This is a genomic window from Glutamicibacter sp. 363, from assembly GCF_052379505.1.
GTDB lineage: Bacteria > Actinomycetota > Actinomycetes > Actinomycetales > Micrococcaceae > Glutamicibacter.
Map to the genome: position 1 here is coordinate 114,624 of NZ_JBQSYR010000001.1, position 13,882 is coordinate 128,505.

The 13,882-nt window shown below is 61.3% G+C and carries 14 protein-coding genes; 3 read left to right on the top strand and 11 right to left on the bottom strand.

The genetic code is table 11. The features are described from left to right. The first annotated feature begins 72 nt into the window (after positions 1–72). The 3 genes from ACT3UA_RS00570 (at position 73) to ACT3UA_RS00580 (ending at position 3,321) form a co-directional block, all read left to right on the top strand. Complete coding sequence (locus ACT3UA_RS00570) at positions 73–1,053, top strand: FAD-dependent oxidoreductase (RefSeq protein WP_444615309.1); 981 nt, start codon at positions 73–75, stop codon at positions 1,051–1,053. A gap of 212 nt (positions 1,054–1,265) precedes the next feature. After that, positions 1,266–2,633 (top strand): TrkH family potassium uptake protein, encoded by a 1,368-nt coding sequence (locus tag ACT3UA_RS00575; protein WP_096285144.1) that lies wholly within the window; start codon positions 1,266–1,268, stop codon positions 2,631–2,633. Next, positions 2,626–3,321 carry a potassium channel family protein gene (locus ACT3UA_RS00580; protein WP_217990360.1) on the top strand — a complete coding sequence of 232 codons (696 nt, stop codon included), beginning with the start codon at positions 2,626–2,628 and terminating at the stop codon, positions 3,319–3,321. Before ACT3UA_RS00575 ends, ACT3UA_RS00580 begins: the two co-directional genes overlap by 8 nt. Positions 3,322–3,393: 72 nt before the next feature. Here the strand turns inward: ACT3UA_RS00580 and secG are convergent, their stop codons facing one another. The 11 genes from secG to ACT3UA_RS00635 form a co-directional block, all read right to left on the bottom strand. After that, positions 3,394–3,645 (bottom strand): preprotein translocase subunit SecG, encoded by a 252-nt coding sequence (gene secG, locus ACT3UA_RS00585; RefSeq protein WP_096285146.1) that lies wholly within the window; start codon positions 3,643–3,645, stop codon positions 3,394–3,396. A 22-nt stretch (positions 3,646–3,667) separates the two neighbouring features. Next, positions 3,668–4,483: a triose-phosphate isomerase gene (tpiA, locus tag ACT3UA_RS00590; RefSeq protein ID WP_096285148.1), complete on the bottom strand. Its 816-nt coding sequence runs from the start codon at positions 4,481–4,483 to the stop codon at positions 3,668–3,670. Between the two features lie 4 nt (positions 4,484–4,487). Beyond that, the gene (locus tag ACT3UA_RS00595) at positions 4,488–5,714 is read right to left on the bottom strand and encodes a phosphoglycerate kinase (protein WP_444615310.1); all 1,227 of its coding nucleotides are present in this window, start codon (positions 5,712–5,714) and stop codon (positions 4,488–4,490) included. A 16-nt stretch (positions 5,715–5,730) separates the two neighbouring features. After that, complete coding sequence (gap, locus tag ACT3UA_RS00600; RefSeq protein WP_096285152.1) at positions 5,731–6,738, bottom strand: type I glyceraldehyde-3-phosphate dehydrogenase; 1,008 nt, start codon at positions 6,736–6,738, stop codon at positions 5,731–5,733. Between the two features lie 199 nt (positions 6,739–6,937). Beyond that, positions 6,938–7,567 (bottom strand): superoxide dismutase, encoded by a 630-nt coding sequence (locus ACT3UA_RS00605; protein ID WP_096285154.1) that lies wholly within the window; start codon positions 7,565–7,567, stop codon positions 6,938–6,940. A 62-nt stretch (positions 7,568–7,629) separates the two neighbouring features. Beyond that, a complete protein-coding gene (gene whiA, locus ACT3UA_RS00610; RefSeq protein WP_096285156.1) occupies positions 7,630–8,610 on the bottom strand; it encodes a DNA-binding protein WhiA in 981 nt (326 codons plus the stop codon). A 27-nt stretch (positions 8,611–8,637) separates the two neighbouring features. Continuing rightward, positions 8,638–9,663 carry a gluconeogenesis factor YvcK family protein gene (locus ACT3UA_RS00615; protein ID WP_096285158.1) on the bottom strand — a complete coding sequence of 342 codons (1,026 nt, stop codon included), beginning with the start codon at positions 9,661–9,663 and terminating at the stop codon, positions 8,638–8,640. A 6-nt stretch (positions 9,664–9,669) separates the two neighbouring features. Continuing rightward, complete coding sequence (rapZ, locus tag ACT3UA_RS00620; RefSeq protein ID WP_096285160.1) at positions 9,670–10,563, bottom strand: RNase adapter RapZ; 894 nt, start codon at positions 10,561–10,563, stop codon at positions 9,670–9,672. A gap of 9 nt (positions 10,564–10,572) precedes the next feature. Further along, on the bottom strand, positions 10,573–12,510 hold the full coding sequence (gene uvrC, locus ACT3UA_RS00625) for an excinuclease ABC subunit UvrC (RefSeq protein WP_444615311.1): 1,938 nt from the start codon (positions 12,508–12,510) through the stop codon (positions 10,573–10,575). 2 nt (positions 12,511–12,512) lie between these two features. Continuing rightward, a complete protein-coding gene (locus tag ACT3UA_RS00630) occupies positions 12,513–13,184 on the bottom strand; it encodes a lysophospholipid acyltransferase family protein (protein ID WP_096285164.1) in 672 nt (223 codons plus the stop codon). Then, positions 13,184–13,882 (bottom strand): HAD hydrolase-like protein, encoded by a 699-nt coding sequence (locus ACT3UA_RS00635; protein ID WP_255248397.1) that lies wholly within the window; start codon positions 13,880–13,882, stop codon positions 13,184–13,186. The genes ACT3UA_RS00630 and ACT3UA_RS00635 overlap by 1 nt, the downstream gene beginning before the upstream one ends.

Below are 13,882 nucleotides of genomic sequence, written 5' to 3' on the forward strand. Positions count from 1 at the left end.
CCTCACCGCAGACCGGTGCCGCCCAATAACAACGGGCGGCACCGGTCTTTGTGATTTGAAAGGACCCTGGACATGACCGCGCAGCAACAGCCGGCAGAGGCACGGCGCATCACGGTGATCGGTGCCGGAGTGATCGGGCTGTCCACCGCCCACGAGCTGGCCAGCGCCGGCCACCGCGTCACCGTAATCACGGATCAAGAACCATGGCAGACCGTCTCCGCGGTGGCCGCCGCCATCTGGTTCCCCTACCACTCGGAGAACTCCCCCGCCGCGGATTTGCTGCTGGCACGCTCGCTGGCGCGGTTCGAAGAACTGGCGTCCATCCCCGAAACCGGAGTGGATCTGCGTTCGGGCTTGAACGTCGATCATCTGCCCGGGGCCGACCGCTCCTGGACCAGAATCGTTGCGAAGACAATCGAAGCGCCAAAGGCAGATTTGCCCGAAGGCGCCCACGCCGGAGTCTACGCGCGCCTGCCGATCATCGACATGACCACCTACCTTTTGTGGCTGCGCAATGAGGCCGAAGCACTCGGGGTGGTTTTCATCCACGGTACGGTCATGGATCTTAGGGAGCTGCAGGGCGGCGCAGATCTTGTAGTCATCGCCGGCGGGCTGCGCGGTGGACAGCTCTTGGGCGATGATGAGTCCGTCTACCCGATCCGCGGCCAGGTGGTACGCCTGGCCAATACGAAGAAGCTCACCGACTGGCTGTGCGACGACGACTACCCCGGCGGGGTCAGCTACATCATTCCCCGGCGCGAGGACATCATTGTCGGCGGCACCGACACGGCCAATGATTGGAACCGCGAGGTCGAGCCGGACACCGCGGCGGCGATTCTGCGCCGCGCCACCGAGCTGGTGCCAGAACTCGAAGGGCTGGAGGTCCTGGAGCACAAGGTGGGACTTCGCCCGGCGCGCGATGCCATCCGACTCGAACGCGTTGCGGGACACCAGTTTCCGGTGATTGCCGCCTACGGCCATGGCGGCGCGGGTGTCACCCTGTCGTGGGGTACCGCGCAGCGCGTCGTCGAGCTGGTCGGCGAGATTCACTAGCCGCTCGCGTTCCCCGAAGGTCCTCGAAGGCAAATCCCGATTATGCGGTTTGACTTCGGGGATCCATGCTTTACTCTCGATGCTCGATGCACCGGGCGGCCCAATTAGATGAGATGCATATCACGGATTAATACCTTGAAGACAGGCGTAGTATTTCATTCGTTACTCGCGCTCGCGCTTCCGCACGGCGTCACTACGACCAATGTGAAATCATGCTCGCAAAGAAGTCCGGACTCCAAGTGAGCCCTCGCCACAATCCCCTGGCCCGGCCAGCGCAACTGGTCGCCCTGGGGTTCCTAGGCGCCATCCTGATCGGTGGCCTGCTGCTCGCCACACCGTGGGCACACACCGATGGACGATTCACCCCACTGATCGACGCGCTGTTCACCGCCACCTCGGCGGTCTGCGTCACGGGGCTGACCGTGGTGGACACCGCAACCCATTACACGCTCTTCGGCAAGCTCATCATCTTGGCGCTCATTCAGCTCGGCGGGTTGGGCATCATGCTTGTCGCCTCCCTGCTGAGCATGCTGCTCATGGGCAAGATCGGGTTGCTCACCCGGCAGTCCTCCCAGCGCGAAAGCAAGGCCATGAGCGGTCAGGACGTCCGCACAGCCACGAAAACCATTCTGCTCTTCTCCCTGTCCCTCGAAGCGGTCACCGCGGTGCCACTGGCCCTGCGCTTCTGGCTGGGCTACGACTACGATGTGCCCTCGGCCCTATGGCACGCGGTGTTCCATGCGGTGTCCGCGTTCAACAACGCTGGATTCGCGCTCTATTCGGACAGCCTCATGGGTTTTGTGGACGACCCGTGGATCAGCTTGCCGGTCAGCTTCGCGATCATCCTCGGCGGACTCGGCTTCCCGGTACTCGTTCAGCTGCGCCGCTACGGACGCAACACGCTCAAATGGAGCATGAACACCCGACTCGTGCTGCTCATGACCGGCCTGCTGCTGCTCGGCGGTACGGTGTTCATCACCGCCATGGAGTGGAATAATCCCCAAACCCTTGGCACCTTGGACCCGGCGGCACGCGTGCTCGCCGGCTTTTTCCACTCGGTGCAAACTCGTACCGCCGGGTTCAACTCCATCGATATCGGCGCCATGCACCCGGCCTCGTGGCTCGGCATGGATGTGCTCATGTTCATCGGTGCCGGCCCTGCCGGTACCGCCGGTGGCATCAAGGTCACCACCGCGGCGGTGCTCCTATTTATCATTCTCACCGAGCTGCGCGGCGAAACGGCCGTCAATGTGCTGGGCAAACGGCTTTCGCGGTCCATTCATCGCCAAGCGCTGACGGTCACGCTCTTGGGCGCCGCCGCGGTCTTCGCGGGAACCATGGGATTGTTGCTGCTGACGCCGTATTCGCTGGATCGTTGCCTCTTCGAGGCCACCTCGGCCTTCGCCACCGTTGGCCTGTCCACCGGCATCACCCCCGACCTGCCCGATGCCGGCAAGAGCATCCTGATCGCGCTCATGTACTTAGGGCGCGTCGGAGTGCTCTCGCTCGGTTCGGCCCTCGCCTTGCGCGACCGCAAGGCCCTCTACGAACTTCCAAAAGAAAGGCCCGCAATTGGGTAAGCTACTGAATTTCCGCTCAGACTCGAAGCATATTGCCGCCGCCGACTCGGTTGCGGTGATTGGCTTGGGGCGCTTTGGCGCTTCGCTCGCCATGGAATTGATGAAATCGGGCACCCATGTACTGGGCATCGACTTGAACGAGGATAATGTCCAGGCGTTGAACGGTGAGCTGACCCAGGTGGTGCGGGCGGACGCCGCACGCCGCGAGGTGCTCGAGCAGCTCTCAATTCAGGACTTTGACCGCGTAGTGGTCGCCGTAGGCAGCCATCTGCAGTCCTCCATCCTATGCTGCTCGCTGCTGGTCAGCATGGACATTCCATTGATTTGGGCGAAGGCTCAGGATGACCGGCACGGGCTGATCCTCGAACAACTTGGGGTGCACCACATTGTCTACCCCGAAAAGGATATGGGCCGGCGCGTAGCCCATCTGGTGCGCGGCTCGATCATGGATTACGTGGAGGTCGATCCGGGCTACGCCCTGGTGAAGATGACCGCACCGGCAAGCCTGCATGGGATGCGGTTGAGCGAGATGGGAGTCCGGAAGAAGTACCGGGTGACCATCGCAGCGAAGGCCAACGCCTCCGGCATTTGGCAGAATACCGATGCGGACACCGTGCTTGTCGAAGGGGACCGCGTGCTGGTGCTCGGATCCACCGCGGACACCGATCGCTTCGGCCAGCTGCGCTAGGCAGCGCAAGCGAATCGAGGCTTAACTAGGAAAGGGGACCCACTGTCGTGGGTCCCCTTTCCTAGTTGTCTGCTATGACTCGATGCTGAAGCGCATGACCAGGGCTAGGCCAATGATGACCGCGCCCCAGACCAGACCAAGAACAATGGTGATGCGGTTCAGGTTGCGCTCGGCAACACCGGACGAACCCATCGAGCTGGTCATGCCGCCACCGAACATGTCGGACATACCGCCGCCTCGACCCTTATGGAGAAGGATCAATAGGGTGAGCAGGACACTGGTGATACCCAGCAGTACCTGCAGAATGATCTTGATGATATCCAAGTCGACGGTTCCTTAATTAGATTCAGTCGGTGACGAGATGGTGCTCGAACCTAACAATATTAGCAAACTCTTCGGCGTCCAAACTAGCACCGCCGACCAGCAGGCCATCAACATCGCGTTCACGCATGATCTGCGCGGCATTTGCGGCCTTGACGCTTCCGCCATAGAGCAGGCGTGCCTTCTGCGCAATCTCCTCGCCGAAGCGCTCGATCAATGCTCCGCGAATCGCGGCGCACATTTCCTGCGCATCGGCCGGGCCCGCCACTTCGCCGGTTCCGATAGCCCACACCGGCTCGTAAGCGATGACGAGGGTTTCGGCCTGTTCGGCGGTGACGCCTTCCAGGGACTCGGCAAGCTGGTTCAGCGTGTAGGCAACATGCTCGTTCGCCTGGCGCACCTGGAGCCCTTCGCCGACGCAAAGCACCGGGGTCAGCTCGTGGCGGTACGCGGCGGCAAGCTTCGCGGCAATCACAGCGTTGGACTCGTTGTGGTATTCGCGGCGCTCCGAGTGGCCGACCAGCACGTAGCTGCAGCCAAGCTTATTCAGGAACTGGCCGGAGATCTCCCCGGTATAGGCTCCCGAGTCCTGTGCGGACAGGTCCTGTGCGCCGTAGACGACGTCCAGCTTGTCGCCCAGGGTCAGGGTCTGCACACCGCGGATGTCGGTGAACGGCGGGAACACCGCAACCTCGGCACGGTCGTAATCGTGCTGCGCATCCTTCAGCGTCCACGCGAGCTTCTGCACCAGGGTGATGCCCTGGACGTGGTCCATGTTCATCTTCCAGTTGCCCGCGATCAGCGGCTGGCGCACGTAGGCGCCGTTATTCGACATCGTCATAAATTTAGCCTTCCAAAGCGGCAACACCCGGCAGGGTCTTGCCTTCAAGGTATTCGAGCGACGCTCCGCCACCGGTGGAGATGTGGCCGAAGTCGTCCTCCGAGAAGCCCAAGGCACGTACCGCGGCGGCTGAGTCGCCACCGCCTACGACGCTAAACGCCTCGGAACCTGCCAATGCCTGGGCCACCGTGCGGGTGCCCTCGGCGAAGGCCGGGATCTCGAAGACGCCCATTGGGCCATTCCAGAACACGGTGTTTGCGCTCTTGATGTAGCTTGCGAACAGCTCGGCGGACTTCGGTCCAATATCCAGGCCCAATCCGTTCGAGCCGAAGCTGGCTTCTTCGATCTTGTCGGCGGCAAGCACCTCGTGCTCGGCGTCTGCCCCGAACTTGCTGGCCACGACGACGTCCGATGGAACGATGATGTCGCAACCGAGCTTTTCGGCGCGGGCCAGGTATTCCTGGCAAACCGAGATCTGGTCTTCTTCAAGCAGCGAGCCGCCGATGGCGTATCCCTGGGCCTTGAGGAAGGTGAATGCCATGCCGCCACCGATCAGCAGCTGATCGGCCTTGCCTAGCAGGTTGTCGATGACCGCGAGCTTGTCCGAAACCTTCGACCCACCCAGGACGACCACGTAGGGACGCTTTGGCGCTTCGGTCAGGGTCTTGAGAACCTTGACCTCGGTTGCCACCAGGTCACCCTGGTAGCTCGGCAGCAAGGCAGCGATGTCGAATACCGAGGCGTGCTTGCGGTGCACTGCACCGAAGGCATCGTTGACGTAGGCGCCGTTGTCGCCGGTCAGTGCGGCCAGCGCCGTGGCGAATTCTTCACGCTCGGCGTCTACCTTGGAGGTCTCGCGGGCGTCGAAGCGCACGTTCTCGAGGACCAGTACCGCACCCTCGGCCAAGGCGGCGGCGGATTCGCGAGCCGAAGCTCCTACTACATCCGTTGCCACGGTGACATCGAAGTCTGCAAGTTCGTTCAAGCGGTGAGCGGCAGGCTCGATGGAGTACTTCGAATCGACCTGGCCCTTAGGGCGACCCAGGTGTGCCATCACGATGACCTTGGCGCCAGCCTCGGTCAGTTTAGTGATGACCGGAAGGGACGCGCGCACGCGTCCGTCATCGGTTACGGTCGCCCCGTCGAGCGGTACGTTCAGGTCGCTTCGGACCAATACGTACCGCCCGCGGACACCGTCAGCGAGTAATTCGTCGAGAGTGTGAGAAGACATGTCTCTAGGTTATCGACTAGAGGCTTGATCCCACGAATTCAACAAGGTCAACAAGTCGCGAGGAGTAGCCCCACTCGTTGTCGTACCAAGCCACAACCTTGACGGTGTTGCCAATCACGGAGGTCAGGCCGGAGTCGAAAATGGCGGAGTGCTTGTTCGTCACAATGTCGGAGGAAACCAGCGGATCGGTCGAGTACTCGAGGTAGTCGGCCAGCTTGCCTTCGGTGGCAGCCTTTTCGAAGGCGGCGTTGATTTCTTCAACGGTGGCGGTGCGAGCCAGGTTGACGGTCAGATCGGTGGCCGAGCCGGTTGGTACCGGTACGCGCATTGCGTAACCGTTAAGCTTGCCCTTCAATTCCGGAAGCACCACGCCGATGGCCTTGGCGGCACCGGTGGAGGTCGGGATCAGGTTCAGCGCAGCGGCGCGGGCACGGCGTGGGTCGCTGTGCGGTGCATCCTGCAGGCGCTGGTCGGCGGTGTATGCGTGGATGGTGGTCATCAGGCCGTCAACAATGCCGAATTCATCGTTCAAAACCTTGGCCATTGGGGCCAGGCAGTTGGTGGTGCACGATGCGTTCGAAATGATGTTGTGCGTAGCCGGATCGTACTTGTCGTGGTTGGCGCCCATCACGATGGTGATGTCTTCATCGCTGGCCGGAGCCGAGATGATGACCTTTTTTGCACCGGCGGTGATGTGCTTGCCAGCGTCGGCAGCCTTGGTGAAGAATCCGGTCGATTCGATGACAACGTCGACGTTCAATTCGCCCCATGGCAGGTTTGCCGGGTCGCGCTCCGAGAGCACCTTGATGCGGCGTTCTCCGACGACGATGGTGTCGCCATCTACGGATACTGCTTCGCCGACTGGGCCCAGAACGCTATCGAACTTCACCAGGTGCGCCAGTGCATCGATGGAACCGAGGTCGTTGACTGCAACGATTTCGATGTCTGCCTTGTGCGCCAGAGTGGCACGCAGGAAGTTGCGTCCGATACGACCGAAACCATTGATTCCAACACGAGTAGTCATGTGGCTATCTCCTCTAAATGGGATGATTGCGCCACTGCCGTGCTTTTCACGGAAGTGGCCTGCTTATCTAAGAGGACACTCCGTTGTGTCGTGAGTTGCAGACCTCGTGAAACACGAGGTCTGCAACACACCTGATACATCCTACGCGAAATTCGCACAGAATGTGAGCTGAATTACCAGAAGGTTAATTCGGCAATAATTACTTACCTGGAACCACCAGCGAAGCAGCGCCATTGCGAGCGGCTTCGAAGCGAGCCTGGACATCAGCCCAGTTCACGATGTTCCAGAAGGCCTTGACGTAGTCGGCCTTGACGTTGACGTAGTCCAGGTAGAAGGCGTGCTCCCACATGTCCAGCATCAGCAGTGGGATGGTTCCCACTGGGACGTTGCCCTGCTGATCGTACAGCTGCTCGATGACCAGCTGGCCACCTAGCGGCTCGTAGGCCAGAATTGCCCAGCCCGAGCCCTGCAGGCTCATTGCCGAAGCGGTGAAGTGACCGCGGAATCCGTCGAAGGAGCCGAAGAACTCGTCGATGGCCGCTGCCAACTCGCCTACTGGCTTGTCGCCGCCCTCTGGGGAGAGGTTGTTCCAGAAGATCGAGTGGTTGGTGTGTCCACCCAAGTGGAACGCCAGATCCTTCGAAAGCTTCGGAATGTTACCGAATTCGCCCTTTTCGCGGGCTTCTGCCAACTGCTCCAACGCCGAGTTAGCGCCTGCAACGTAGGTTGCGTGGTGCTTCGAGTGGTGCAGCTCCATGATGCGAGCCGAGATGTTCGGCTCCAGTGCAGCGTAGTCATACTGCAGTTCTGGCAGTGAATAGACAGCCATGATTCTCCTCAATCTTCTCAATTGGTTGAATCTCCGCGGAAGGCCTCCCGCGGGGACACTTTTTACTGTTCCAGTTCATCTACTGGAACACTGGACTCGGTTCCAGGTATTCCCAGATCACCAGCTTTTTTATCCGCCATGGCTAAAAGCCGGCGGATCCGGCCGGCAATCGCGTCCTTGGTCATTGGAGGTTCGGCCATGCGGCCCAATTCATCCAGCGACGCTTGCTTGTGCTCCAGGCGAAGCACCCCGGCATAACGCAGGTGCTCAGGCGCCTCGTCGCCAAGAATCTCCAGTGCGCGCTCCACGCGCGCGCCGGCAGCCACAGCAGCTTGGGCGCTGCGGCGCAGGTTTGCATCGTCGAAGTTCGCTAGCCGATTTGCGGTGGCGCGGACTTCTTTGCGCATGCGGCGCTCTTCCCACACCATCAGCGCGTCGTGTGCGCCCATGCGCGTCAAAAGTTGGGCGATGGCATCGCCATCGCGAATCACCACACGGTCCACGCCGCGTACCTCACGCGCCTTGACCGTCAGGTCCAGGCGCCGAGCAGCACCGACTAGGGCGAGTGCGGCCTCTGGGCCGGGGCAAGTAATTTCAAGTGCCGAACTGCGTCCCGGTTCGGTGAGTGAACCGTGGGACAAGAACGCGCCGCGCCAAACCGCTTCGGCATCGGCAGTGGAACCGTTGACGATCACCGAGGGCAGTCCGCGTACCGGACGTCCGCGCTGGTCGAGAAGCCCGGTTTGGCGTGCCAAAACTTCGCCGTCCTTTGCGACGCGCACGATGTATCGGCTGCCCTTGCGGATGCCGGAACCGGAGACCATGACAATCTCCGCGTCGTGTCCGTAAAGCTCGCCAATGGCGACCTTGAGCCTGCGAGCGGTCGCAGCCAAGTCAACCTCGGCCTCGATTACTATTCGCCCGGAGACAATATGCAGTCCGCCGCTGAAGCGGAGCATGGTCGAAACCTCGGCCTTGCGTACCGATGGCTTGCGAATCTCAACCCGCGACAGCTCGTCTTTGACGGAAGCCGTCAATGCCATGAATCAAACTCCCTTACATAGATCCGATCAGGATCCTATTGCGGTAAACACCTCATGATAGGCCGCCGCTAAGCGCAACGGGTCGTGCTCGGCACGACCGTCAGATACACCTACTCTACTAAAGAAGACACGTGCCCCGAGTTTTTGCGCTGCCAGCTCAAATCTCTCCTTGTTACGAACCCGTGATTCATCAGCGATAATCGCGTCAAATTGCACGTTCGGGGCGTAACGTCCTAAAACCTCCAGATGCGCTGCGGCATCCATTCCCGAGGTTTCGGCGGTGTCAACGGATAGATTCATGGTCAGCAGTTTTTTCGCCGTGGTATCAGCAATGGCTTGACGCATATCGGGCAACAGCAGATGCGGAAGCACCGAGGTGTACCACGAGCCTGGGCCCAGAATGATCCAGTCAGCCAATTCGATCGCGTCCAACGCCTCGGGGCAGGCAGGAGCTCCGTCTGGTTCCAAATACACCTTGGAGACCAGTCCCCCACCTCCCGCTGCGGCTAGCTGCGCCTGGCCATCTATCCGACGCTTGATCAGGGTATCGGTGACTTCGTCGGCTTCAAGAACTTCACCGTGGATCGATAGCGGAACGGTGCTCATGGGCAGCACCTGACCGCGGGCGCCAAGCAAGGCGCCGGCCCAGCGCAGTCCGGCTACCGGACTGTCAAGCAGTTCCCAGAGCGCGAGAATCAGCAGGTTGCCCACCGCATGGCCGTTCAGCGGCTCTTCTGGATGCTCGTCGGATTTGAACCGGTGCTGCATGACATCGCGCCAGGTGCGGCCCCAGTCGTTGTCGTCGCACAGCGCGGCCAGTGCCATGCGCAGATCCCCCGGGGGAAGCACATCGAAGGAACCGCGCAGCCTTCCGGAACTTCCACCGTCGTCGGCCACGGTCACCACGGCCGTCAGTTCGGTGGTGAGCCGGCGCAGCGCCGAAAGCGAAGCAGACAGGCCATGTCCACCACCCAGCGCAACCACCGAGGGGTTGCGCATATCATCGGGCCGGGTAAGGCCTTGAATCGGGATTGGTCCCGTTGCGAATGCCATCGAGGACTACTCCCGGCCTAAGTCACGGTGCGTGATGTTCACACGCACATTGGGCAGCTGCGCCAGGCGGCGCCCCAATTCGATGGTCGTGGCTACCGAACGGTGCTTGCCGCCCGTACAGCCAACGGCAATCGTCGCGTAGTGCTTATTCTCTCGGCGGTACCCCTCGAAGACTGGTTCCAGTGCCTTGAGGTAGTTTTCGATAAATTCGTTGGTTCCCGGCTGGCGCAGGACGTAGTCCGAGACTTCCTTGTCCTTGCCGGTTTGCGGACGCAATTCCGGAACCCAGTGCGGGTTCGGAATGAAGCGCACATCGGCCACGTAGTTGGCGTCGGTGGGCAGACCGTATTTGAACCCGAAGCTCATCACGTTGATCCGCAAGATGATCGGGCCCGATTCGGCAAATAGCTCATTCGCCGAACGCGCCAGGTCATGCACCGACATGGATGAGGAGTCCAGAATAAGTTCAGCGGCTTCACGCAACGGTCCGGTCACGTCCCGCTCCCGCTTGATGCCGTCGACGATCCGCCCGTCGCCCTGCAATGGGTGCGGGCGGCGGCCCTGTTCAAAGCGCCGCACGAGGACCTCATCGCTGGCATCCAAATAGACCAGGCGGTATTTCACCCCGCCGCTGGTGAGCAGCGCCAGGGATTCACGAATTTCTGGAAAGAGATCTTTGGAGCGCACATCCATGACCACTGCCAATCGTGGAATGGTTCCCTGGGAACGGCTCATGAGCTCGGTCAGCATACCCAGCATGGAAGGCGGCAGGTTCTCCACCACATACCAGCCCAGGTCTTCGAGTGCGTGGGCCACGGTGGTTCGACCGGCGCCTGACATGCCGGTGACGATCACGAGCTCGGATTCCGGAGGTTTTACAGCTTCATACTCGGTGGTCATACCTCAAGGCTAGTCGAGAATTTCACCGGTAGTCATGTTCACACCCGCACGTGAAGTATCTTCCAAGGATTCTTTGATGGAAGTCGCAAGCTTTTCCCCGACTCCAGACACCGCCATGAGCTGCTCCAAGGACGCGGCCCGGATCTTTTTCATCGATCCAAAGTGCTTGCGGAGCGCTTCTTGCTTCGATTTGCCTAAGCCCGGAATGGCGTCCAAATCCGAGGAAATCATCGACTTCGAACGCTTGGCTCGGTGGAAGGTAATAGCAAAGCGGTGTGCCTCATCGCGCAGGCGCTGCACCAGGTACAACGCCGCCGAGGCACGCGGCAGGATCACCGGGAAGGGGTCCTCCGGCAGCCAGAGCTCTTCGAGCCGCTTCGCCAAGCCAACGACGGGAATATCATCAATCCCCAAGTCATCGAGGGCTTTTTGAGCAGCAACTACCTGCGGCGGGCCACCGTCGACGATCACCAAGGACGGCGGGTAAGCGAATTTCTTGACGTCGCTGGCACCGGGCTCAACCTCGCCGGTATTAAAAGTCTCCGGGTCGATTTTTTCCTTCAGGTACCGGCTGAAGCGCCGGTGAATCACGTCGTACATGCTGGCGGTGTCATCCCGCGCGGCATCACCGGTAATCGAGAATTTTCGGTATTCGCTCTTCTTGGGCAGCCCATCTTCGAAGACCACCATCGAGGCGACGACGTTGGTCCCCTGCGTATGCGACGCGTCGTAACATTCGATGCGCAACAGGGCGGTTTCCGCTCCCAGCGCCTCCTGCAGTTCCTGCATCGCGGCCGATCGGGTCGAAATGTCGCCGGCGCGTTTGGACTTGTGCAGGCGCAACGCCTGTTCGGCGTTCTCCACCACGGTTGATGCCAGCGCCGCCTTGTCACCACGCTGCGCGACGCGCAGGGATACCTTCGAGCCACGCAGTTCGGTCAGCCAGGTGGTCACATCTTCAAGGTCATCGGGCAAGGTGGGCACCAGCACTTCGCGCGGGATCCGGTCGGCATGATCGGCATACACCTGGGTGAGCAGCTGTTCGACGAATTCGGCGTCGGTCAGGTCCGCAACCTTTTCGACCACCCATCCGCGTTGCGAGCGGATACGGCCATCGCGCACGTGGAAGACCTGCACCGCGGCTTCAAGTTCATCGGCGTGAATGCCGAAGATATCCGCTTCGGTGCTCTCGGCAAGCACCACCGCATTGCGCTCGAAAACCCTGTTCAGGGCGGCGATGTCGTCGCGATAGCGGGCCGCCTGTTCGTATTCGAGATCGGCGACGGCAGCGTGCATTTGCGCGGTCAGCTCGCGGGTGAACTTTCCCGCCTCGCCGCCCATGAAGGTGCACAGGTCATCGGCCAATGCCCGGTGGTCTTCCGGCGAGATCCGGCCGACACAGGGCGCGGAGCATTTATCGATATACCCCAGCAAGCACGGCCGGCCCGAGGCTTCGGCACGCTTGAACACCCCGGGCGCGCAGGTGCGCACCGGGAAGACGCGCAGAAGCGTATCGAGGGTTTCACGGATCGCCTTGGCCGGGTAGAACGGGCCGAAATACTTCACGCCCTTGCGCTTGTCCCCGCGCATGACCAGGGCGCGCGGGAACTTTTCGTCCATCGTGATGGCAAGGTACGGGTAGGTCTTGTCATCGCGGAAGACAATGTTGAATCGCGGAGTGTACTCCTTGATCCAGGTGTACTCGAGCTGAAGGGCTTCCAGCTCGGATCCGACGGTTGTCCATTCGACGCTGGCCGCGGTGAACACCATCGTGCGCGTTTTAGCGGTCAGGCGTTCGGGGTTAACGAAATATGAGGCCAAACGATTGCGCAGGACACGGGCTTTACCCACATAGATGACCCGGCCGTGCTCGTCGCGGAAGCGGTAGACACCCGGTTTGGTGGGGATATCCGAGGATTTCGGACGGTAGCTGGCTGGATCTGCCATGGCTACTTCGCGTCCGGCGGCAACTGGTTGTACGAGTCGACACGTTCCTGACCGCTCAGCTCGGCGATCGCGTCAACGATCCGGTCCGTCGCGCGGCGGCGTTCGGGCAGCGGGTGCTTGCGGCCCAGCTGGTCAAAGTACAGCGGCTCCCCGTAATGAATGGAGAACTTCGTCGGGCGAATGCCCTTGGTGTCGGCCGGCTGCAGCTTCTCGGTGCCGATCAGTCCCACCGGGATCACCGGGACGCCTGTGGTCAGGGCCAGCCAGCCCACGCCGGTGCGGCCGCGGTAGAGCTTGCCGTCGCGCGACCTGGTACCTTCCGGATAGATGCCGATTCCACTTCCGCTTTCGACGATGTCCACCAGCGAATCCAGAGCCGCCACGGAGGCCGCCTGTTCACCGCGCTGCACCGGGATCGAACCCACGGATTCGAAAAAGGTCTTCATCGCCTTGCCTTTGAGCCCGGGGGTGGTGAAGTATTCGGCCTTGGCGAAAAACGCGACATCGCGAGGGGTCAACGCCTGGACGATGATCGAGTCGAGGAAGGACAAGTGGTTTGAGGCGACAATGAAGCCACCTTCTTTGGGCACATTATGGATGCCGGTGATCTCCGGACGGCACAAGGTGTGGAGCATGCCGCGGATCGAGGAGCGGGTCATGGTGTAGAGGCTCATTACTTCAGGCCCTCCTGCATCGGCTGTCCGTCTAGCGCAGCGGCGCGTTCTGCGCCCAGCAGCAAGACCGCGAGCTCATGCACGCTATCGGCCAGGTGGTCTGCCGCATCCAGCTCATTGGGAAGCGCAAAACCCCAGCTGACACCAATCGATGCCACCGAGTTTTCACGCGCCGCGTCCAGGTCGTAGTAGCGATCGCCGACGACCACGGTGCGCGCCGGATCCAGGTCGCCCGCTTGCAGTGCGGCCAAGACGATATGCGTTTTGCTCGAGCCCATGGAGCCGTGCTCCGAGGCGTTGCCGAAGATGGCGTCCAGCGAGGAGTCCAGGCCCTGCTTGGCGATCAGCTCCCGCGCAATGGGCTCCGGCTTGGCCGTGGTCACTGCGACGTAGATTCCGGCCGCGCGGAGCGCAGCCAGAAGTTCACGCAGTCCCGGGTACACCCGCGAGGCGGCCATGCCCACCGCGGCGTACCGGGCCCGGTATGCGGCGATGATCTGATCGATATTCTCATCGGTAACACCGTCCAGGGTGCGCAGGCCGATTTGCAGCGGTGGACCCACCAGCGCCTCGACGGCTTCCTCTCCGGGATCGGCGACATCATGCGCCGCGAGGGCATGACGAATTCCGGATGTAATGGAACCTGCGGGGTCCACGAGAGTCCCGTCCAGATCAAAGAGCACGCTTGTTACCGACAT